Annotated in this window: 18 protein-coding genes; 7 read left to right on the top strand and 11 right to left on the bottom strand. The window is 43.4% G+C overall.

The genetic code is table 11. From position 1 onward, the window contains the following. Positions 1-299: 299 nt before the first annotated feature. Together IE070_RS06200 and IE070_RS06195 are read right to left on the bottom strand one after the other, a co-directional pair. Complete coding sequence (locus IE070_RS06200; RefSeq protein ID WP_189481549.1) at positions 300-1,184, bottom strand: MipA/OmpV family protein; 885 nt, start codon at positions 1,182-1,184, stop codon at positions 300-302. Between the two features lie 136 nt (positions 1,185-1,320). Continuing rightward, positions 1,321-1,659, bottom strand: coding sequence for a tRNA-binding protein (locus IE070_RS06195; RefSeq protein WP_189481547.1), 339 nt, complete (start codon positions 1,657-1,659; stop codon positions 1,321-1,323). Positions 1,660-1,847: 188 nt separating this feature from the next. Between IE070_RS06195 and IE070_RS06190 the strand changes: the two genes are divergently transcribed. Next, entirely contained in the window at positions 1,848-2,447 is a 600-nt protein-coding gene (locus tag IE070_RS06190; protein ID WP_189481545.1) for a DUF938 domain-containing protein, read from the top strand. Between the two features lie 26 nt (positions 2,448-2,473). Here the strand turns inward: IE070_RS06190 and IE070_RS06185 are convergent, their stop codons facing one another. Then, positions 2,474-3,640, bottom strand: coding sequence for a GNAT family N-acetyltransferase (locus IE070_RS06185; protein WP_189481544.1), 1,167 nt, complete (start codon positions 3,638-3,640; stop codon positions 2,474-2,476). Between the two features lie 13 nt (positions 3,641-3,653). Then, positions 3,654-4,739 carry an AI-2E family transporter gene (locus tag IE070_RS06180; protein WP_189481542.1) on the bottom strand — a complete coding sequence of 362 codons (1,086 nt, stop codon included), beginning with the start codon at positions 4,737-4,739 and terminating at the stop codon, positions 3,654-3,656. A gap of 125 nt (positions 4,740-4,864) precedes the next feature. Here IE070_RS06180 and IE070_RS06175 point away from each other — a divergent pair, with 125 nt between their 5' ends. Further along, entirely contained in the window at positions 4,865-5,890 is a 1,026-nt protein-coding gene (locus IE070_RS06175) for a CNNM domain-containing protein (RefSeq protein ID WP_189481540.1), read from the top strand. A 216-nt stretch (positions 5,891-6,106) separates the two neighbouring features. On the opposite strand, the gene IE070_RS06170 is transcribed toward IE070_RS06175, so the two are convergent. Both IE070_RS06170 and IE070_RS06165 read right to left on the bottom strand, forming a co-directional pair. Then, the gene (locus IE070_RS06170) at positions 6,107-7,834 is read right to left on the bottom strand and encodes a potassium/proton antiporter (protein ID WP_189481530.1); all 1,728 of its coding nucleotides are present in this window, start codon (positions 7,832-7,834) and stop codon (positions 6,107-6,109) included. A gap of 82 nt (positions 7,835-7,916) precedes the next feature. Continuing rightward, a complete protein-coding gene (locus tag IE070_RS06165) occupies positions 7,917-8,978 on the bottom strand; it encodes a phospholipase A (protein WP_189481528.1) in 1,062 nt (353 codons plus the stop codon). Between the two features lie 195 nt (positions 8,979-9,173). On the opposite strand from IE070_RS06165, the gene IE070_RS06160 reads away from it, so the two are divergent. Both IE070_RS06160 and yghU read left to right on the top strand, forming a co-directional pair. Then, positions 9,174-10,919 (top strand): PAS domain S-box protein, encoded by a 1,746-nt coding sequence (locus tag IE070_RS06160; protein ID WP_189481526.1) that lies wholly within the window; start codon positions 9,174-9,176, stop codon positions 10,917-10,919. 89 nt (positions 10,920-11,008) lie between these two features. Continuing rightward, the gene (yghU, locus tag IE070_RS06155; RefSeq protein WP_189481524.1) at positions 11,009-11,851 is read left to right on the top strand and encodes a glutathione-dependent disulfide-bond oxidoreductase; all 843 of its coding nucleotides are present in this window, start codon (positions 11,009-11,011) and stop codon (positions 11,849-11,851) included. 129 nt (positions 11,852-11,980) lie between these two features. Here the strand turns inward: yghU and IE070_RS06150 are convergent, their stop codons facing one another. Together IE070_RS06150 and IE070_RS06145 are read right to left on the bottom strand one after the other, a co-directional pair. Continuing rightward, positions 11,981-12,691, bottom strand: coding sequence for a tellurite resistance TerB family protein (locus IE070_RS06150; protein WP_189481522.1), 711 nt, complete (start codon positions 12,689-12,691; stop codon positions 11,981-11,983). A gap of 75 nt (positions 12,692-12,766) precedes the next feature. Next, positions 12,767-13,750, bottom strand: a complete 984-nt coding sequence (locus IE070_RS06145) for an endonuclease (RefSeq protein WP_229796952.1) — start codon at positions 13,748-13,750, stop codon at positions 12,767-12,769. Between the two features lie 146 nt (positions 13,751-13,896). On the opposite strand from IE070_RS06145, the gene IE070_RS06140 reads away from it, so the two are divergent. The 3 genes from IE070_RS06140 to IE070_RS06130 all read left to right on the top strand — a co-directional run bounded on the left by IE070_RS06140 (position 13,897) and on the right by IE070_RS06130 (position 17,528). Beyond that, positions 13,897-16,875, top strand: a complete 2,979-nt coding sequence (locus IE070_RS06140; RefSeq protein ID WP_189481521.1) for a ligand-binding sensor domain-containing diguanylate cyclase — start codon at positions 13,897-13,899, stop codon at positions 16,873-16,875. A gap of 177 nt (positions 16,876-17,052) precedes the next feature. Then, positions 17,053-17,262, top strand: coding sequence for a hypothetical protein (locus tag IE070_RS06135; protein WP_189481513.1), 210 nt, complete (start codon positions 17,053-17,055; stop codon positions 17,260-17,262). Then, positions 17,262-17,528 (top strand): cell division protein ZapA, encoded by a 267-nt coding sequence (locus IE070_RS06130; RefSeq protein WP_189481511.1) that lies wholly within the window; start codon positions 17,262-17,264, stop codon positions 17,526-17,528. Before IE070_RS06135 ends, IE070_RS06130 begins: the two co-directional genes overlap by 1 nt. 40 nt (positions 17,529-17,568) lie before the next feature. Here IE070_RS06130 and IE070_RS06125 read toward each other — a convergent pair whose 3' ends face one another. The 3 genes from IE070_RS06125 to IE070_RS06115 form a co-directional block, all read right to left on the bottom strand. Continuing rightward, on the bottom strand, positions 17,569-19,266 hold the full coding sequence (locus tag IE070_RS06125; protein ID WP_189481508.1) for an NAD-dependent malic enzyme: 1,698 nt from the start codon (positions 19,264-19,266) through the stop codon (positions 17,569-17,571). Between the two features lie 53 nt (positions 19,267-19,319). Continuing rightward, positions 19,320-20,165, bottom strand: a complete 846-nt coding sequence (locus IE070_RS06120; RefSeq protein WP_189481507.1) for an HDOD domain-containing protein — start codon at positions 20,163-20,165, stop codon at positions 19,320-19,322. Between the two features lie 177 nt (positions 20,166-20,342). Continuing rightward, entirely contained in the window at positions 20,343-20,810 is a 468-nt protein-coding gene (locus tag IE070_RS06115; RefSeq protein ID WP_189481505.1) for a Dps family protein, read from the bottom strand. Between the last annotated feature and the right edge of the window lie 192 nt (positions 20,811-21,002).

Genomic DNA, 21,002 nt, shown 5'->3' with positions numbered 1-21,002 from the left:
CTTTAAAATACAGCAACAATCAAAGAATCCAATTATGTCACTTAATCCCTTTGGGAGTGAACTCCATAGCATTAAATTCGATTCTAAAAAATATCTAACCGTTGTTTGTAATTTTACAAATAATCTAATGGTTATTTGTATTTCTGATTTTCTTATTTGTTTTTTTCTTCAAAACGCTTACTTATAAAGGGATACAATTCTAACGTTAGATTGCGTTTATCAATTTTTCAGTTAATTTGGAGTTTCCGCATTAATTGGGAAAAGGAATATCGCATCCCCCGCTCTTACGAAAAATAGTACTACCAACTTGCTAAGGCTTCGCTTTTAAAAATTCGCCACACAAAACCTACACCGACGCTATAAGATAGATCTTTCTCGAACAATGGACTATCAGTGTTAGCCGCACCCTTATGCAGCCTAATTGAGCCGCCAGCAAAAGCTCTTATGTTTTCGTGCAACGAGAATGAAATACCGGTAGCAAATTCAGCGCCTAAAAAGCCACCGGCTGCATCAAACGTATCCCTATTGCTTGAGGCAAACTCGGTATCAACTTGATAGAAATAATCTTGCAGTTTTTCTGTTGTAAACACCAGACTAACAGAACTAGAAAAGGCTGAATCTTTAAAAAACACGCCGCGTTGCTGATACGACAGCTTTGGCTGGAAAACATAGCCTTGATGTTTAACGTTAGAAAAATCAGTAGAGAAAACAGCCCTAGCTTGTAAATGAAGATTTAAACGACCAATACCATCATTAAATTCAAAAGTGCGTAATCCATAAATTACCTGCGGCCCAACTTCAAATAGATAATCTAATTCAGGCATGCCTTCTCTAGCTGTATTGTTATCACTATCGGCTGAAAATGCCCCAGCAACAGAAATATCAATTTCAAAATCAGTATTATCAATGATCACCGCGCGAGCATTGCCATCGCCAAAACGGAAAACGTCACCTCGATAAATGAAATAAGGTAAAGCAAGGCCAACAATATTGCGCTCTGACGACGCGGGGTAATTGGGCACGTTAATAAGTCCCCCACCAACACCAAGCTCCCACAAAGGCTGTGCTTCGTTGAGTGATTCAAATCCCGTAAAATTTCGGTCAATAGAAACGGGTTCAGCCGCAAAAACCGGCGTAGTAACGCTGACCAAGATCGCAGTTATAAGCACATTTAATGTCTTCATTTTATAAGCCGTACCTTGTTAGTGCCCTAAATAAACAATCTTTCTCTCAAGGGTGTTATCTGCATTCATTTTGATAGTTAACGTTGAAATACGTTGTGCAGAAGGCTTTATGGCGGTACTTTGCATAATCGAAGGCCTACAATAACCTTGCACCATTCGGTACCGAACGTTCCACTGACGCCAATACAACCGCGCCGTCAGTTTGATAAAATCCCGTAATTAAACACTCTGACATTATCGGACCAATTTGTTTTGGCCCAAAATTTACTACGCCTAAAACTTGCTTACCGATTAGTTGCTCTGCGGAATATAGGGCGGTAATTTGTGCGCTGGACTTTTTGATACCAATGTCAGTGCCAAAATCTATCTGTAATAGATAGGCCGGTTTGCGCGCTTGTGGAAACGCGTCAACCTGAACAATGGTGCCAACACGAATATCAACTTTTTGAAAATCATCCCATTCGATATAGTCCATCACACGCTCCAAAACTTATTACCCGAACACTATAATTGCGTTTGTTTTAATTATGCTAGTGTTGAACACTAAACGTTAGTATAAATCGTTAATACAAAACAGTACTTAACGATATTGCTGGCAAACAAGAGATATAATAATGCCTTATAAGCAGTAATATCGTAAGTTATTATTAATAAGAGGTATAAATGGACGTTGATTTACCCTATTCGCAAGCCTGTGAAAATAATAAAGCCCCTATCCTCGCTGTGATAACAAAGGCCTTTGCCACACGCCATAAAATAGTCGAAATTGGTAGCGGTACTGGGCAACATGCGGTTTATTTTGCTGAACAGTTAACGCATTTGACCTGGCAAGCTAGCGATCAAGCAGCGTATTTGCCTGAACTAAACCAGCGTATAACCCTTGCAAATAGGCCAAATTTGCCCGCGGCGATCTGTTTAGACGTTAACCAATCGGCTTGGCCTGCCACACACTACGATGGTTTGTTTACTGCAAATACCTTGCACATAATGAACTGGGAACAAGTCCAACGCTTTTTTGTCCATGTAAATACCATATTAACCCCATCTGCAACCCTATGTATTTATGGTCCTTTTAATTACCAAGGACAGTTTACCAGTATCAGTAATCAGACGTTTGATACACATTTAAAAGCCCGAGATCCCTTGATGGGTATTCGTGACAGTGAGCAGATCATCGCCTTGGCGCTTCAGCAAGGCTTTAACCTGCTTGACGACATCACAATGCCTGCGAACAATCGCTTGTTATGGTTTACACGCCAATAACAGGTTGTAAGGTATGGCCTAGTGAATTAATCTAGTTTATACGGCAATGCCGCTATAGCCGCAGCCATATATTCATCAAGCTGCGCTTTTTCTTGGATAAAATAACGCGCAATGGCCGGAGATAACGCCGTTTTTGCAAACGCATAAGCTCCGTAACGTACAACGGGTTCAAAACCGCGTTTTAATTTATGCTCGCCTTGTGCGCCGGCATCAAAATAGTGCAATTTATGTTCGATACAATAATTAATACCTTGGTAATAACATAACTCAAAATGCAGTAATTCGTTTTCTGACAGCGCTCCCCAATAACGACCATACAAGGTGTCATGACTCACAAAACACAATGAGGCAGCTAACATCTGCTCAGGGTTATTTGGTTCAAAGGCAGCAAATACAATGATTTTGTCAGCTAATTCTGCGGCAATAAGTGCAAAACTCGCTGCGGTAATATAGCCTCGATGACCAGAGCGCTTTAAGTATGTAGCTTGATAACATTGAATTAGCTGTTGCCAGATCTGTGGCGTGAGCATCGCGCCTGTTAGCGTTTTTATGTTTAAATGCGCACAACTTTCCCGTTCTTTCTTAATTTGTTTACGTTTGCGCGACGTCAAGCCTGCTAAGAAATCTGTAAAATCGCCATACTGTCTATTTGACCATAAAAACTGTATATCATGCCGTGACCAGAACCCTTGTGACCTAAGGCGCTCGTGTAACACGTGATCATGATAAAGCCATTGCACACTGTGCAATTTGGGTGTTGCGGTATCTGTTAATTGCTGCTGTAAAAAATGGCAAATGCCTGGGAGTATGGTTTCGACTAATTCGGGCTCTAAGACAGTTGCGAGTATTCCTAGACGCGGGCCCGTAACCGGTGTAAATGGGATGGCTGCAATCCATTTGGGATAATAAGGCCATTGAAACTGTTCATAAGCTTGGTTAATTTGCCAATCAAATAAATATTCGCCATAAGAATGCGTTTTGATATACCCCGGCACCGCGGCCACTAATTGTGTATCGTGCCAAACGGTTAGATGATGGCTTTGCCACCCCGTTTGGCCATCAACACTGCCGCCCTGCTCTAATGCCATTAAAAACGCATGGCGCGTAAACGGAAAATCTGCCGCGAACAGCTTATCCCAGTCGCTAGCTGTAACGTGCTGCAAACTGGCGATAAACTTTAGCGTTAAAGCCATATTAATACGCCTGTTAGCTGTTATCTTGTTTTTCTAAAAAGTCTTTAAACTCATTGGTGTACAAGCGTAGCAATACCATCGTCAGGGCAAAAATAATGGGCCCATAAATTAGCCCAATAAGCCCAAATAATTGAAGACCGCCTAATAACGATAGGAAAATCAGTAAGGTACTCATTTGTGAACTACCTTGCATTAAAATAGGCCGCAAAATATTGTCAATTGAGCCAACCACTACAACGCCCCATATGGCTAAAAATAGTGCCCAACCCCACTCTCCGGTGAGCAATAAGTACAAACTGGCGGGTAACCAAATTAGCGCCGTACCGACAGCAGGAATAAAGGAAGCAAATGCCATCATGGTGCCCCAAAATAACCCTGGGAAACCGGCAATAGCCATGGCGATACCGCCCGCAATACCTTGCGCAATGGCCGTTAAGAACGATCCCATTACAGCAGAACGAGCTACCTGTCTGGCTTCGTCTAACAAGGCATCTTCTTGTGAACGTGACAGTGGCACCACCCAATATAAGGTGCTAACAATTTTGTCGTGATCACGTAGTAAGAAAAATAGGATAAACAACATCAAAATAAAGCCAAAAATAAACCCCGTAATATCTCCCACCACTTTGGTACTAAGATCTAATAACTCTTTACCAAATCCGGCGGCAAATTCGGTCATCTTCTCAATAATCGATTGGGTAGTAAAACTTTCGCCAGGTAAGTAATCAACTAGTTTAGCTTGCACCGTTTGCACATAGGGATGTTGCAGTACTTGCTCAGCCCCGCCTTCATTTAGCCATGTGTAGCTTTGCTTAGTAAAGGCAATACCTTGCTGCACAATGGCAGCAAACACAAACACTGCCGGCACCAGAATAACAATAACCAATAACACGCAAGAAAGTGACGCTGCCAGATTGGGTTTACCCGGCAATTTGGTTTCTATCCATTGATGAACAGGGAAACACAGCAGCGATAACACGAAAGCCAACACAATCGCCCCGACATAGGGGGCAATAAGCATGTAGCTGGCATATAACGCTAATAACAATGCGCCTATCAATAAATAATGGCGCGGATCAACTTTAAATTTATCAGGCATGATCTATGTTTCATTTTTACCAACGAAGTATGTCGCTATCATAGGATAAAATATATTTTTACGTAACCAGAAAATTGTTTATACTGCATTTTCCTTAGCAAAACGGAGTGTTGTAAACAACCTGTATGAGTCTTTTAATCGCCTTTGTGGTGTTATCTATTTCGGTATCGTTTATTTGTTCGATATTGGAAGCTGCCCTACTGTCTATTACCCCAAGCTACATTGCCCAGCAAAAACTCACCCGCCCCAAGCTTTATGAAAAGCTTAAAGTACTCAAAGAGAAGATTGATCAGCCCCTTGCGGCCATTCTTACCCTTAATACGGTTGCTCATACCGTAGGTGCAACAGGCGTGGGCGCGCAAGTTACCGTCGTGTTTGGTGACGGTTATCTTGGTATTGCTTCGGCGGTAATGACCTTGCTTATTTTGATTTTGTCGGAAATCTTACCCAAGACCATTGGTGCACGTTATTGGCCTAAATTAGTGCCGATATTGCCTTCCACGCTAAATAGTATGATTTTTATCCTAAAACCTTTTATTTGGATGTCAGATCAAATTATGAAGCTGTTTGGTGGTGGTCATCATGAGCATGATTTACGTCAAGAGATAAAAGCCTTAACGATTTTAGGTCGTGAATTAAACAAGTTAGATGAAGACGAACAACGGGTTATTGCCAATATACTGGATTTACACGATGTTAAAGTACGTGACATTATGACGCCGCGTACCGTGTGTGAAACAGCCAAACCAGACGAGCCTTTGTCTGATCTGATGGACCGTGTGAAAAAGGATCAATTTTCTCGTTACCCAGTATTAGATAGCGAAGAGTCGCCTCTTGGTTTAGTGTTTCGTTACGATATGCTTGATATCGAAGACAACCTAAGCGTGGCCGACATTATGAAGCCGGTTAAAGTTATCTCCGATAAAATTAGCGTTGAGCAATTAATGTCGCAACTTATGCGCGAACGTCAGCATCTTTGCTTAGTGTACGACGAGTACGGTAGTTGGTTAGGATTAGTAACCATGGAAGATGTGATTGAAGCGATTATTGGTCAGCCGATCATGGACGAAACGGATGATATTCCCAATATGCGCCGTTTTGCTAAACGTCGTTGGGAACACAAACAAAAACAAATGAATGATGATAATTAATCAGTAGATTCAGCCTGTTAAGTGGTGTACTTAAATAACCCACTTTGCTGTTTGGATGCATGATGCTTTAGTAAACGAGTACTTTATTAAAATAGCCCCATTTGTTGGGGCTTTTTTATTGGGTGCCGCTATTTGCGCTGATTGCATTCGAATTACGCTACAATTTCGTGGCACTGGGCTGGAAATTGAGACTAAGCTTGCACAAGCCGATAAAAACTAAGATGTTTCCAATGCGAGCTCAGGCTCAATACTCACCGTTACCACGCGCTCACCAAGCATTTCAGCAACGGTAAAACGTCGACCAGCATAGCTAAACATGGCCTGTTCAGCGGTTGCGTCAGCTAATTTGGTGCGACATAAATGCTCTAGGGTGATATCTTCCCGTCCCTGATTTAATTCACTGCCATAGCCATAACACCAATCGATGTCACTGAGTTTCGTTGCACCTTTCATCCTGAGTTCGCCCACGGGGCGCGCAGATTGAAATCCCTTCTCTGCAAACGCTTGCTCAACAAATAATTTATAATCATTTTTAAGCACAATAAACAGGTGATCGCCAGGCTGTAAAATGGTTGAACCGCGAGGTGGAATTACCTTTTCACCACGGGTGATCATGGCAACCACAACACCCTCTGGCAACGCCATGCGAGATAAGCGACGAAATGCTGCACGTGAATGCGTTGATAAGGTATATTCCACAATCTCAGCATCAACATCACCCAAGGAGGTAATTTCTAACGTGGCAGGCGGTTGCGCTGGCGGCTGTTCAATTAACTTTAAGCGTTTGGCAACCCAGGCTAACGTAGAACCTTGTAAGGTTGCTGAAATCAGTACCACAAAGAATACCACCGTAAAAAGCAACTCGGCATTGGGCAAACCAAACATCAGCGGAAAAATAGCTAGTATAATGGGCACAGAGCCACGCAAACCTATCCACGACACTAATGTCATTTCTCTCATAGTAAAACCAAACAGTTTTAAAACGGGCAGCACGGCTAAAGGGCGAGCAACAAACACTATAACTGTGGCAATCAGAACGCCTTGCCACCAGACATCCATCAGCGCGCTGGGCGTAACTAATAAACCTAAAACCACGAACATGGTAATTTGACTGAGCCATGCTAAGCCATCGTGGAATAAAAACGTGGTACGCTGAAAAGCAAATTGCGTATTACCAATAAGCACACCACAAATAAAGATGGCTAAAAAGCCACTGCCGCCAGTGTTAGCAGCTAAACCAAACGCCAGTAATCCTGCGGCGGTCACTAACACTGGATATAAGCCACTGGCTTGTAAATGAATACGATTAATCACTTTTAATACCGCAAATCCCACTGCTATTCCCACAATGGCGCCTACACCCATTTGCAGCACAAACATTTGCAGCAAGCCCCAACCAGGTTGCATATCGTTTACTAAAATCTCCAATAAACCCACCGTGAGAAATATAGCCATAGGATCGTTCGACGCACTCTCAATCTCTAAGGTCGACTTTAAACGAGGATTTAAATGAATACCGGCGTTTCGCAGTAATGAAAATACCGCAGCAGCATCGGTAGAACCCACAATAGCGCCCAACAGCAATCCCGTGAGCAAACTAATATCGAGAATGTAGCTAGCAGCAGCGCCGGTGATCAGTGCAGTAATTAATACGCCAAAGGTAGCCAACATAGAGGCTGGCTTCCACACTTGCTTTATAGACTTAAGCGGCGTTTGTAAGCCACCATCAAATAAAATTAACGCGAGCGCCAGTGTCCCTAACGCATGCGCAGCGTGAGGATTGTCAAAACCAATACGCCCTATCCCATCTTCACCCGCTAACATACCAACTAACAAAAATAGCACCAGCATAGGTAAACCCAAGCGCGCTGATATTTTGCTTGAAAAAATACCCAATAAAATTAAAACGGCAGCAAGTAAAATTAATTTATCAACGACAAACATAAAGACTCAATTAAATAAGTGATATTGATAATAGAGGGAATCGTCTTACGTTGTGCGGGTCCCTTATCTTCAGAAAAGCCTATTAAAAGTTAAACAACATAAAACCCAATCCAACACTATTTTGCCGATGGTTATAATCTAACAAGGTTTCTCCATAGCCTGAAAATAATTGCAAATGTAAACGTAAACCATCGGGTTGCTCTTTGCTTAACGGATAAGTCCAATCTAAACGCCATGAACCTTTACTAAAATCATCCCAGCGCATTTTTCGGGTAAATACGGCGGTTGAGCGACCAGGTAACCAACTAATTTGTAACTCAGTGGTACCGATAAAAGACGTTAGATCGGGATTGTCATCATCTTTCAACGTTTCTGGGATCCGTTTATTGACTTTAAGGGCCACACCCACTTGCTCACGCTCAAACGCAGCGGCCGCATACACGCGATTCCAGCTTCGTGATAATGGTTCGCTTTGTCCATTTGATTGATGTGCAAACCCTAATTGCAACATTTGCATGCTCCAACCAAAAGGTAGATCACTAAAATACTCTCGCGTTGGGATCACATAGATCACTTCAGGTTGATAATCTGTACTACGAAAAGGCGCTGAATCCTGTGAATTCCAAAGTTGCCACATCGAGGTTTGGGTATATGCGAACCAGATATCGGCATTCGGTAATATAAAATCTTCCACTATTTTGGCGCGTAACGATACCTGCAACTTGGCTTCAATATTTTTATAATTTTCTTGCAGCTCGGCGCCCTCTCTTGTGGGGCTTTGCGGTTGACGGTTTATTGAATCGCTATAACTCACCGGCAATAAAAAATTAGGCTGATAGGTTCTTACGCGAAACGTGCCACGCTTATCTTGATCATCCAGCTCCCACAAACTTTGTAAAATTGTGGCAACTGGGATTGGGGCAGGAAGCAGCGTGCCATCCGTTTCTACAATAACAGCGGGAACTGGCGTTTCTACTTCGCGTTCTTTTAGCAATCTCGCTTTTTGCTGTGCTTTAACAATTTCATCATAGCAAGCTAAACGCTCAGTGTCTGCTAACGCTAAACAACGCTCTATGGTGATATCTGGTGTGCTTGCAACAGCAGTAGTACACAAAAATAAGCTGCAAAAAAAAGTTTTTTTCATGACCTATTCCATTAATAAATAATTACTAATAATAATAGACTAACATGACATTTCACTGAATCAGCAGGTAATCTCACACTGCGGTTGGCAAATGATTGAAATGTCGCACCATGTTTAAAAATTTTCAGGCAGTTTTGCGATTATCACCTATGGTTAATGTTATGCATTAACTACCTTTAGTCGATGGAGAAACACATGCTGTTTAGTTTGAGAACATCTGAAGCAGATCAAGCACTAGAGCAAGCCATCATCGCCGTTATAACGATTAACGAGCAAAACAATGTAACCTTTTTTAACGCGGCAGCAGAACGACTTTGGGGATACCAAGCCGCTGAGGTTGTTGGGAAAAATGTCGCGATGTTGATCCCCTCACATTTACGGCAAAACCACGATAGTTATGTAAACTCTCACCGCACCACTGGCCAAGATAAAATTGTTGGCAGCTCGCGTGAAGTACAGTTACAACACAAAGACGGACATAAAGTCTGGGTGCAGTTATCACTGTCACAAATAAAGGTTAAGGGTAAAAAGCATTACACCGCTTTTGTGCGTGATGTCACCAAAGAGCGTGAAGCACGTGAAACCATGTTTCAAACGCTAGAACAAGCGTTAGATGCGGTAGTGTGTATAGATGAAAACAACAATGTAACACTTTACAACGCCGCGGCAGTTAAATTGTGGGGCTATCAACGTGAGGAGGTTTTAGGTAAAAACGTAAAAATGCTTGTTCCTAAAGTCATTCAAAGTCAGCATGATAACTACGTTAATGCCAACAGAACCACCGGCAAAGACAAAATTGTCGGTACCAGTCGCGAAATCAAAATTGAACGTAAAGATGGTCAAATTCTTTGGGGTCAGCTGTCGCTGTCTAAAGTAAAATTAGAAAGCAAAACTGTTTATACCGCCTTTGTGAAAGATGTGACTGAGGAAGTCAATCGTAGACAAGAAAGGGAAATGCTGTCTTTAGTTGCGAACGAAACCGACAATGCGGTAATCATTACCGGCCCTGAAGGTCTTATTCAATATGTTAACAATGGATTTGAACGTCTTACTGGGTATCGTTTTGATGAAGTTACCGGTAAAAAACCAGGCAGTTTCTTACAAGGGCACGAAACTGATACTGCAACGGTAGAACGGATCCGCAAACACGTTCGTGAGAAATCGCCTTTTTATGATGAAATATTAAACTACTCAAAAACCGGTGAGCCCTATTGGGTATCGTTATCCATTAACCCCGTATTTGATGAAAACCGCCAAGTTAAAAACTTTATTTCAGTCCAAGCCAATATTACTGCAGTAAAACAAATGGCTTTGGATTTTACGCGCAAACTGAATGCAATTAGTGAAGCGTTGGTATTAATGGAGGTAAAAACAGACGGAAAATTATTAAACGCCAACACGTTATTACAGCAGAAACTGGGCTCTCAATTACAACCGCAACAATTTGCCGATATTGTATTTAGTTCACTAAGCGCAGATGAAAAACAACAGCTTGAAAAAACGGGCTTTGTTTCAATGCGTATCGACGTAAGTCAACCTGGACTTGATCTTAGTATCGACTCGCGTCTTTGTTCATTAAAAAACTTTAAAGGTCAAATTACGCAATACGTGTTTTTTGGTATCGATGTTACCGATCGCAAGCTGGCAGTTAGCCAAACCCAAGCCTCCATGCAAGGCGTTCTAAAAGTGAGTGAAACTATTAGCGGTATCATTAGTACCATCAATGGTATCTCGGAACAAACCAATCTGTTGGCGTTAAACGCCGCCATTGAAGCGGCTCGCGCAGGTGAAGTTGGTCGTGGTTTTGCCGTAGTAGCCGATGAAGTAAGGAACTTAGCGGCAAACTCAAGGTCTGCAAGTAATGAAATCGATAAACTTGTTAAAGAAACCGTGAGTAAAATTAATGAGCTAGCATTGCTACTCAACAATATTGACCGATAAACCTTTGCCTTTTCCATAACGTGGCTAAAAAGCCACGTTTAGCTTTGGCATAAGCATGACAACATCATGCACTGACAATGAGACGTATAATGAGCAGTTACACCCCTCCTAAAATCTGGCAATGGCAACAACAAAACGGTGGAACCTTTGCTAATATTAATCGGCCGATAGCCGGTGCGACACATGAGATGGTCTTACCTAAAGGGCAACATGCCTTGCAGTTATACTCATTGGCAACCCCCAATGGTGTAAAAGTAACGATTTTACTTGAAGAGTTAATTGCTGCGGGTCACCATGCAGCCGAGTACGATGCTTGGCTGATTAATATTAGAGAAGGCACACAATTTAGCAGTGGTTTTGTGGACGTGAACCCTAATTCAAAGATCCCCGCATTACTGGATCACAGTACATCACCACCAACGCGCGTATTTGAGTCTGCCGCTATTTTGCTATATTTGGCTGAAAAGTTTCAGGCATTTATGCCACGCGACAGTGCAACACGTACAGAAATGTTTAATTGGTTATTCTGGCAAATGGGCAGTGCGCCCTTTTTAGGCGGCGGTTTTGGGCATTTTTATGCTTATGCTCCCGTAAAAATTGAATATGCGATAGATCGCTATGCCATGGAAACCAAGCGGCAGCTTGATGTGTTAAACCAGTTATTAGCTACGCGAACCTATATTGCAGGTGAGGAATATACTATTGCAGATATGGCCATTTGGCCTTGGTATGGTGGCGTGGTATTAGGCCGGTTATATGATGCGGCCGAGTTTTTAAGTGTGCACGAGTATCCCCATGTACAGCGCTGGGCCAGGTTAATTGATAATAGGCCTGCTGTTAAGCGTGGTTATGTGGTAAACCGTACTTTTGGACCGGAGCCTCACTTAGCAAACCGCCATAGTAGTGATGATTTTATTCCACTGGGACTCTGAGCATTTCTGCAAAGTCGCTTTGCACTGGGATGCCAAGTAACAACACACTATGCATAAACACTGCGTATCGGCTAGGTTCATCGATACGCGTGTTATGTCTAGCCTGCAACAACGTAAAGCTAATTAACCTTAGCCCTGCGTTGTCAACGTAAGTTGTTTGACCTGTTGTTTAAGTTCATGCTGTAACCCTTCTGGTAGGGTTAACTGTCGAGCTAATTCATTTAAATAGCTGCGTTCCATAAAGCTTTCTTCGTCTATCACTAGCACACTGGCTAAAAACATTTCGGCTGCCATCTCCTGAGATTTGGCATGTTTAGCCACCTCTGCAGGATCAAGTGGCTTTTGTAGCTCTGCATCAACAAAACGGATCAACACCGCATCGGCGGTTAATTTTGCCACTTCGGCATCAATGATTTCCCGTTCACGATCATCAATATGACCATCTGCCTTAGCCGCTGCGATAACCGCAATCAGAATCGCCTTACAATGATGATCCACTTGCTGCTCATTCATATTACCGAGTGTTTGTGGTAGTGATGGCGTTGACGGTTGCCCCGCTGCCTGTTGGTTTTGTTGCCAATCGCCATAGGCTTTGTAGGCTAAGGCGCCTAATGCAGCTAAACCACCATAAGTCAGTACTTTGCCACCAATACTGCGGCCTTTTTTACTGCCCAGCAGATAGCCTAGTGCCCCACCAGCCACCGCTGCGCCGCCTTTGCCCTTTAACAGGCTGCCTAACGTTTGCGTAATATCCTGCTGCGAATGTGATGTGCTTTTACCGCTACCCGTTAATTCAGCACCCGATTTCAACAATTTTTCTAAAAAAAGCTTATTTATCATGTTAAGTTCTCTATGCAAATGTTTATTCAGAATGCGTTATTAGAGTAGCCCACGCACAATAAATTCAGAAAATTGCTAAGGACAGTTCGCCGCAAGCCGATACCCCTGTTGTTCAGCTGCCGCAACTGAGGGAAATACAACTCGGTTTGTTGCCGCCATACTTTGATAATTAGGACAATCTGGCCGATGATAAATGCGTGAGTTACGGTTACCATGAATGGGGCCCGCAGACGTTGCAGCATATAATGCCGGCGTAGCGGATTTTAAGCCCTCGCCACGTGTCACAAACCCCAGTCGCCATTGTTGTTCACCGGTAACAAAGGGATTTGTTCGTCCGGTCAGCGTCGCCGTGCGTTGATGGCGCTCTAGCTCTAATGGTGAAACAGGGTCCTGTTGATGCCAGGCTAAATACAGCTGTTGATCTTGTCGGCTTAAACGCAGGTTGTAGCGATCCGCCATGTAAAAAGCAACACGTGCAATATCACCACGAATACTCGCTTTAGGTTGTACCTTTCGATTTTTAGTATCAATCTTAATGTCACATTGGCCAAACTGTGCGGGGGTATTTTCAGTCACCATCCCAAACGGGAAATCGGCACGCAGACCGTTAATTTGACCAACAGCATAGGTTAGGTTAAATAAATCGCCCTCTATTTTATTAAATAAGGGATCGGTTGCCTGACAATTTTTACGCCCGCCTTGTTGCCAACAACTTAGCTGTTTTCCCACCCAGGATATTGGAATAATATGTTCCACTTCTGAACGCGCAGCACGTGCTAATGTTGCTTCGCTGGGTAAACCACGCGGTGAATACACTTCAAAACCACAGGACGCATGATCTACTCTTCCACCACTGCGCCCTACCCAATTGATCGCACAATCACAATAAAAAGTGCGTTCTTGCCCAGCATAAATCTGTTTTAAACTTACTTTGGCTTGATCAAAATTTGCCGGTTCCGCCTGGCTAGCGGTAACATACAACGCCAGAATACATCCAATAATGTTTTTTAACATAACAACGACGACTACCGCGCTGGCCGTATGCGCTGATGACGACAAGTTTAAAGCCGGCCTGCTTTAAACGACTATCCTGTTGCTAGCCGTTATTTTAACAAAGATTAATGTTTTAGGTGGGCAATTTATTGTTTGCCGTCATTAAAGCAGGTATAACTAGTCATATAACGTCATAGGGAAATACCGTAGTAATGCTGATACTGGTTCTTCGGCTCACATTCGTCGCTTTTATGTTGTTTTCGGTCGCACTGCAAGCAAGCCACTATACGTTTAGCTCACCCAGCGATCCCCTGTCCGCAAGGCAATCATCGGTTTATCATATTGCACAAGACAGTGCTGGATTTATTTGGTTTGCCTCTGATACCGATGGTTTACTTCGCTATGATGGATTAACCAGTATCAATTGGTTAGAACCAGACGTACGCCGAGGTAGTCGAAAAAATACCAATAACTTTTTACTCACGGCTAAGGGCGATCTGTGGGTTGCCAGCTGGCGAGAGGGATTACTTTATTATCCGCACAATCAAGATATGCCTTTTGTCTTTCCAATTAAACCCAATGATCCCCATGCTTTATCGACACCGCGTATCCAAACACTATTTCAAGACAGTCAGCAGCGGATATGGGTAGGCACCATTGCCGGTTTGTATGTTATTTATCCTGAAAATCCCTTAGTACTGCACCGTTATGCATTCGATGAACCAACACATCCCTTATTTGAACAACGAATTTGGGGCATTGCTGAATCGCCAACAGGATTGTGGTTTGCAACCTCAAATGGCCTTTTTTTGCTCGATCCACAACATAATCAATACCAGCAGTTCTTTTTGCCTGATACCGAACATGCCATAAGCGAACGTGCGCAAGAAGTGAGAACGGTTGAATTTATTGATCACACTGTTTGGGCTGGGGCGGCAAATGGCGTGTTTGTGTTTGAAACGGCGTGCATGTGTTTTGTAAGAATTGCGGCGCCAGATAACCTACCTCAGCCCCGTGTAAATGCCCTGCATCGTGGAACAAACCACGCTTTGTGGGTTGGTGCTTTTGATGGTTTATATCAACTTAATAGCCAAACGCGGCAATGGACACTGTTTAGTTTAGGCTACAACACTCTACCTGATGTGGATATTCGAAGTATTTACCTTGATAGCGCAGATCAGCTCTGGTTGGGTAGTCGTGAACAAGGCTTTTTTATTGGTACCCCACAATATAAGGGATTTATCCCGTTAGTTCACACCATGCCGGCGACGGTTGCCTCCCTTGGCGAGCGTTTGATTAGCGCGATATACCATGATAAACAAGGGCGAATGTGGCTAGCAGCACAAAACAATTTACTTTACCGTGATGCTAATACAGAAGATTGGCATGCTATTGAGCTACGCAAACAATTTGGGATCCGTAAGGTGTTTCGGATCACGGCGGATCCAACAGGACAATTATGGCTCGCGACGGATCGCGGTTTGTATCAGCTGCAACAAAACACACTTGTCGCGGTTAATACGCCATTTGATTTGGCTAATATGCACGTTGGCGGTGTAACAGAGCTCTATATTTCTGATGCAGGCCATTTTTATTTAGGGGTGTGGCAGCAAGGATTATTGGTTTGGCAGCCCGAATTACAGCACGCGCAGTTGGAGCTGGCGCAATTAAAAGAAACCAATGGCGATCAAATTTATCAATTGGGTAAAAGTACCGATGGTAGTACTTTCGCGGTTACACGCTATTCGGGCGTATTCAGTCAACCACAGCCTAACGCCCCTTGGCAAAGGCTTCAGATAAACAATCAAAATGCAGTAGATGGCTATACTTGTGTATTACCAGAAGGTGACCAAATACTGTGGTTGTGTTCTGAGTTTGGTTTGTGGCGTTACGATAGAGCAACTCAGCGAGTTAGCCAATACGCTATTGAGCAAGGATTACCCAGTTTGTTTATTAGCGGCGCTTTTTTTGACCATTCGCAGCAACTTTGGATCATGACCAATAACGGCATAGCCCGTTTCGATCAATCGCTACAACGTTTTGTCAGTTATGGTAAGCATGATGGTCTGCCGAATTTAACGACTCAACAAAAGTCTTATTCAGTGGGGCCTGCAGGTGAGGTATTGTTTGGGACAGCCGCCGGCGCGGTTTTAATAGCTATTCATCCTGAATATGAAAATTTTCAAGCACCACGCCTCGTGATCGCCAAAGTGGTGATTGATGGCACTGATCAGACTAAAACCTATCAAGCTTACCCTGAAACAATCGAACTGCCTTATGGCTATCGTGAGCTGGTGATAGGGTATGCCTTAGTGGATTATCGCGACCCAGCCCTAAACACCACGCGCAGCCGCTTACTCGGTTTTTCTGATCGTTGGAGCCCTTATGATAAAAGCCATGAAGCGCGCTACAGCAATTTAGCACCTGGTCGCTATGTGCTCGAAATAGAGGGACAAAACAGCCGAGGGGTGGGAACAGAACGCCCACTACGAATTAATATCGTCGTTAACGCACCTTGGTGGTATGCATCATGGTTGTGGTTTATGATTATTTTGCTAGGACTTATGCTGGTACTGGTATTTATGCGAGTGCAGCAAAACCGGCTAAAAAATCGGAATAAACGTTTACAAAAATTGGTTCAAGAGCGAACCAGTGAGCTAGAAGCGTTAACCGTCAAGCTGAAAGATCGTGCAGATCACGATGTCTTAACGGGGTTATATAATCGGGGTGGCTTTGTCGAACAGTTTGAGCAAAGTCTAACGCATGCGCGTATGCGACACTATCCCATGAGTATGGTATTGATAGATATAGACCATTTTAAGCAGATTAATGATCAGTATGGACATAATATCGGTGATAGCGTGTTACAACACTTCTCTTCACTGATCGCAAGCCAAGCGAAAAAAACCGATATTATCGGACGCTGGGGCGGTGAAGAATTTATTATGGCTCTACCGCATGCCGATGCTCAGGCGGCTAAAGCCTTTTGTGACACGTTATTAAACACGTTAAAAGCGTCACCTTTTACTCAGGCTGAACACCACATTGCTTATAGTGCAACCTTTGGTGTAGTTTGTTTACCCACAACTACCTGGCTAGTTGATACCTGGGTAAAACTGGCTGATGACGCACTTTATCGAGGAAAACATCAAGGCCGGGCTCAAGTAGTGCTTGCTGACACTCAGGCTTAATATTGCAAAATCTATTTGGGTTTGACAACCGAAAAACGATTTCGCTATCCTACTTTGGCTGTCGCTTTAGCTGCTTTGCATACTTAAGCAGCAATCAGGCAACAAATGGGGGTTTTCACTGGCTTTAGCCGCGCAGTTTCATTACTGTAGCGGCTTTTAGCAAACGCCGGAGCCTTCATGAATACCGAACACCTATTTTCTGAACTGCAGATCGCAGTACAGCGCCTTCTTGAGAAAAATCAGCAATTAACGACGCAACTGGCGACATTACAAGAGCAACACGAACTGCTGCAATTAGAGATGCTGGAAAAGGATGAGCAACAAGCACAATTAACCCAAAACCTGCAAACCTTATTAACCAGCCTAAGTGACACCGCTGCTCGCTAATGCACCGCGATGAACCTTATATTCTGACCATTCTTGGACGCGATTATCGTTTTAAAAATCCGTCTGATAAGGTTAAGCAGCTTACTGTTATGGCGAGTCAACTTGATGAACGCCTTGCCCTGCAGGCAGCGGAATTGCCCTTAGCCACGCGCGATCAGCTATTGGTGCTAACGGCCATTAATCTGTTAACGGAACTAGCTGAACAGCAACAGCTACAGGATAAGCAATTCCAATCACTTTTGGCACTGATACAAACAGCGGAATAACGCCGCTGTTTGTATGTTTGGGCGTTTTGGCTATTTTACCTTAGCCGCTCACCCGTCGATAATGCCGATACTCTGGTTTCCAGAAATTATTTTCAATCCGCTGTTGCAGCATATTGTCATCAATCTCTAGGGCTAAACCTTGCTGCATAGCCACTTTGGCCACTGCAAACGCAATTTTTTTGCTTAACGCGGCCAGTTCTGTAAAGGGAGGTAATAATCCACCCTGCCCGGTATTGGCTAAGGGTGAATTTGCTGCCAATGTCTCACTGGCAGCACGCAACATATCATCACTGATCAGCCGCGCTTTCACCGCAATTACCCCAAGACCAATACCTGGAAAAATGTAACTGTTGTTACACTGGGTAATCGCATGCACTTTGCCATTAAAAGATACCGGTTTAAATGGGCTACCTGTGGCAACAATTACCTCACCATCAGTCCATTCAATAACTTGTTCTGGTGTTGCTTCAACCTGACGTGATGGATTACTCAATGGAAAGATAATCGGTAATTCGCAGCCTTTTTTCATAGCGCGAATAATTTGCTCAGTAAACAGCCCTGCTTGGCCAGACACACCGATTAATACCGTAGGCTCGGCACAATGCATAACATCTAATAAACTTGGGAATTCGCCGCTATAACTCCAACCAGACAATGCCTGTTGTGTTTGCACGAGAGCTTGTTGGAAATCACGTAGCTCAGCCATACCTTCAGCTAACAAGCCAAACCGATCAACCATATAAATTTGACCACGGGCTTGTTGTTCACTCGCACCCTCGGCTACCATTTGGCTAATAATTTGCTCAGCGATACCACAGCCGGCAGAGCCTGCCCCAACAAACACCACTTTTTGATCTTTTAATTGTGCCCCCTTAGAACGGCAGGCGGCTAACAAGGTACCCACTGTTACTGCAGCTGTACCTTGAATATCATCGTTAAAACAACACACCTGATCACGATAGCGCTGTAGGATAGGCATCGCATTAGGCTGCGCAAAGTCTTCAAATTGGATAATCGCTTCAGGCCAACGGCGTTTTACTGCCTGAATAAATAAATCAATAAATGCATTGTACTCATCAGCATTAACACGTTTTTGACGCAAGCCCATGTACATAGGATCATTGAGCAATTTCTCGTTGTTGGTTCCAACATCCAGCATGACCGGTAAGGTGTAGGCTGGGCTGATACCACCACAGGCGGTGTATAGCGATAGCTTACCGATCGAGATCCCCATCCCACCAATACCCTGATCGCCTAACCCGAGTACACGCTCACCATCAGTGACCACAATCACTTTAACTTTAGCCTTGGTAGCATTTCGAAGCACATCGTCTAAATTATGTCGATCTTCATAGCTGATAAAAAGACCACGTGCGCTGCGATAAATGTCAGAAAATTGCTCGCATGCATCGCCAACGGTGGGCGTGTAAATAATGGGCAACATTTCTTCTAAATGCTGTTGCACCAAACGATAAAATAAGGTCTCGTTATTATCTTGAATCACCCGCAAGTAAATATGCTTATTAATGGCATCATCAAAACTACGATACTGTTGATAACAGCGACTGACTTGTTCCTCAATGGTTTCATAACGCGGTGGCAATAAGCCCGTTAAGTTAAACGCTGCCCGCTCTTCGCGGGTAAAAGCACTACCTTTATTGAGTAAGGGGGTTTCAAGTAAGGCTGAACCGGCATACCCGGTGTACAAAGGTCGCTTCGTTGAAAAGTTTGCAGACATGTTCTAATCCGAAAAAAATGACAGCTGCCACCTTACGTGGCAGTCAGATGATATTAATAAATGGTGCTGATCCTGGGGTTTAATACAGATAATACAAACAGCCCTTCAGTGTTACAAAAATCAATGGCTTTGATGAGATCGCTTTGTTCAAGTTGCAGTAACTCAAGCAAGGCAGGGTCCGCCACTGACTTCATACTATAAAGCTCTGGGTGCTGATTAGCTAGCGCTAATCGCACTGCAAGATGTACGACCAGTTCTTCTAAGGCCCGGGCGTGATACTGTAAATTGTGTTGTAAAGCAATGGGTTCAACAATTAAATCAGGAAGTTGCCACAAATAAAGTAATTCTGCACCACAGGCTGCATAGCTAAAGCCTAAAAGCGTTTGCTGCAACTGCCATGGCATGATTTCAGGAGTGTATGCTTGTGCATTAGCCGCAATGTCTGGATTTTGCTGGGCAACAACCAACTCGCCAATATTATGAAGCAAACCTGATACATACACCCTATCTGCCGATTTTAAGCCCAATTGCGTAGCCAGATATTTAGCAATTAAAGCTGCATTTACGCTTTGCTCCCAAAACCGATCTAAATCAATAGACTCCGTGTTTAATTGACTGCAGGCTGAACTAATACCGATACTTAAAATAAGATTATAGACTTGTGTTTTACCTAAGACTAACAGGGCCTTACTTACATTTTCAACTTGATAGGGTAAGCGATAAACGGCACTGTTCGCCAACTTTAGTAATTTTGAGGTGAGCACGGGATCAAGCAAAATGACTTCGGCAATATCGTCCAGATCTGCCGTTTCTGACTCCATTAATTCACGCACCCGGAAGTAGCTATCGGGTAAAGAAAACAGCTCTATTACATTCTGCGCATACTGTAACGCATTCATTTGGGCTTCTCCGGGATTATCTAAACGTCAACTCAGCGTTGCCAACAGCATACCTGTTGCTGGTAGCCGCAATATTACAAGGTTTTCATGCAGAATCTTAGCAGTTTTTATGATCGCCCGTGTGAAAAAGCACAAATAAAAAAAGGAGCCAAGGGCTCCTTTAGGAAACAAATACATTTATGCAACTAAGCTACGTAACATCCACGCTGTTTTTTCATGTACCGTCATACGCTGCGTCAGTAAATCTAGCGTGACTTCGTCTGAAGCACCATCAGCAATAGGCACAATAGAGCGTGCTGTTTTCGCAATAGCTTCCTGGCCTTTTACTAAATCTTTAATCATCTCTTCCGCTGAAGGCACGCTGTCAGCTTCTTTTAAGCTGGTTAGTTTGGCGTACTCTTTATAAGAACCGGGGGCGAACTCGCCTAAAGCACGGATCCGCTCAGCAATATCATCAACCGCTACCGCAAGCTCGGTATACTGGGTCTCAAATAATGTATGTAAGGTTTGAAACATCGGCCCGGTGACATTCCAGTGATAATTGTGCGTTTTTAAATATAAGGTGTAGGTATCCGCCAGCAACACAGATAAACCATGCGCTATCGCTTTACGTTGCTCTTCATCAATACCGATATTAATTTTCATAACATTCCCCGTTGGTGATAAATCATGCCTAAACAATAACACATTACTACAATCACAAAACACGCACCTCTAGCAATGCTAGGATGAACACCTAAAATACGTGATAGTGTTATTACCTGGATGATTTAAGGTTTAAAAAGCTATTATTACTATATGGGGGCAAAATGGTAAAAATCAATGGCCATCGCAACA

The sequence above is a fragment of the Alishewanella tabrizica genome (assembly GCF_014652375.1).
Classification (GTDB): domain Bacteria; phylum Pseudomonadota; class Gammaproteobacteria; order Enterobacterales; family Alteromonadaceae; genus Alishewanella; species Alishewanella tabrizica.
This window is presented reverse-complemented; position numbering and strand designations above follow the sequence as displayed.

What these genes read in the sequence shown, in the direction of transcription:
- IE070_RS06200 (WP_189481549.1), bottom strand. Translation starts at nt 1,184, where the DNA reads ATGAAGACATTAAATGTGCTTATAACTGCGATCTTGGTCAGCGTTACT.
- IE070_RS06160 (WP_189481526.1), top strand. Translation starts at nt 9,174, where the DNA reads ATGCTGTTTAGTTTGAGAACATCTGAAGCAGATCAAGCACTAGAGCAA.
- IE070_RS06170 (WP_189481530.1), bottom strand. Translation starts at nt 7,834, where the DNA reads ATGTTTGTCGTTGATAAATTAATTTTACTTGCTGCCGTTTTAATTTTA.
- IE070_RS06140 (WP_189481521.1), top strand. Translation starts at nt 13,897, where the DNA reads ATGCTGATACTGGTTCTTCGGCTCACATTCGTCGCTTTTATGTTGTTT.
- IE070_RS06185 (WP_189481544.1), bottom strand. Translation starts at nt 3,640, where the DNA reads ATGGCTTTAACGCTAAAGTTTATCGCCAGTTTGCAGCACGTTACAGCT.
- IE070_RS06180 (WP_189481542.1), bottom strand. Translation starts at nt 4,739, where the DNA reads ATGCCTGATAAATTTAAAGTTGATCCGCGCCATTATTTATTGATAGGC.
- IE070_RS06150 (WP_189481522.1), bottom strand. Translation starts at nt 12,691, where the DNA reads ATGATAAATAAGCTTTTTTTAGAAAAATTGTTGAAATCGGGTGCTGAA.
- IE070_RS06165 (WP_189481528.1), bottom strand. Translation starts at nt 8,978, where the DNA reads ATGAAAAAAACTTTTTTTTGCAGCTTATTTTTGTGTACTACTGCTGTT.
- IE070_RS06115 (WP_189481505.1), bottom strand. Translation starts at nt 20,810, where the DNA reads ATGAAAATTAATATCGGTATTGATGAAGAGCAACGTAAAGCGATAGCG.
- IE070_RS06120 (WP_189481507.1), bottom strand. Translation starts at nt 20,165, where the DNA reads ATGAATGCGTTACAGTATGCGCAGAATGTAATAGAGCTGTTTTCTTTA.
- IE070_RS06190 (WP_189481545.1), top strand. Translation starts at nt 1,848, where the DNA reads ATGGACGTTGATTTACCCTATTCGCAAGCCTGTGAAAATAATAAAGCC.
- IE070_RS06135 (WP_189481513.1), top strand. Translation starts at nt 17,053, where the DNA reads ATGAATACCGAACACCTATTTTCTGAACTGCAGATCGCAGTACAGCGC.
- IE070_RS06130 (WP_189481511.1), top strand. Translation starts at nt 17,262, where the DNA reads ATGCACCGCGATGAACCTTATATTCTGACCATTCTTGGACGCGATTAT.
- IE070_RS06175 (WP_189481540.1), top strand. Translation starts at nt 4,865, where the DNA reads ATGAGTCTTTTAATCGCCTTTGTGGTGTTATCTATTTCGGTATCGTTT.
- IE070_RS06195 (WP_189481547.1), bottom strand. Translation starts at nt 1,659, where the DNA reads ATGGACTATATCGAATGGGATGATTTTCAAAAAGTTGATATTCGTGTT.
- yghU (WP_189481524.1), top strand. Translation starts at nt 11,009, where the DNA reads ATGAGCAGTTACACCCCTCCTAAAATCTGGCAATGGCAACAACAAAAC.
- IE070_RS06125 (WP_189481508.1), bottom strand. Translation starts at nt 19,266, where the DNA reads ATGTCTGCAAACTTTTCAACGAAGCGACCTTTGTACACCGGGTATGCC.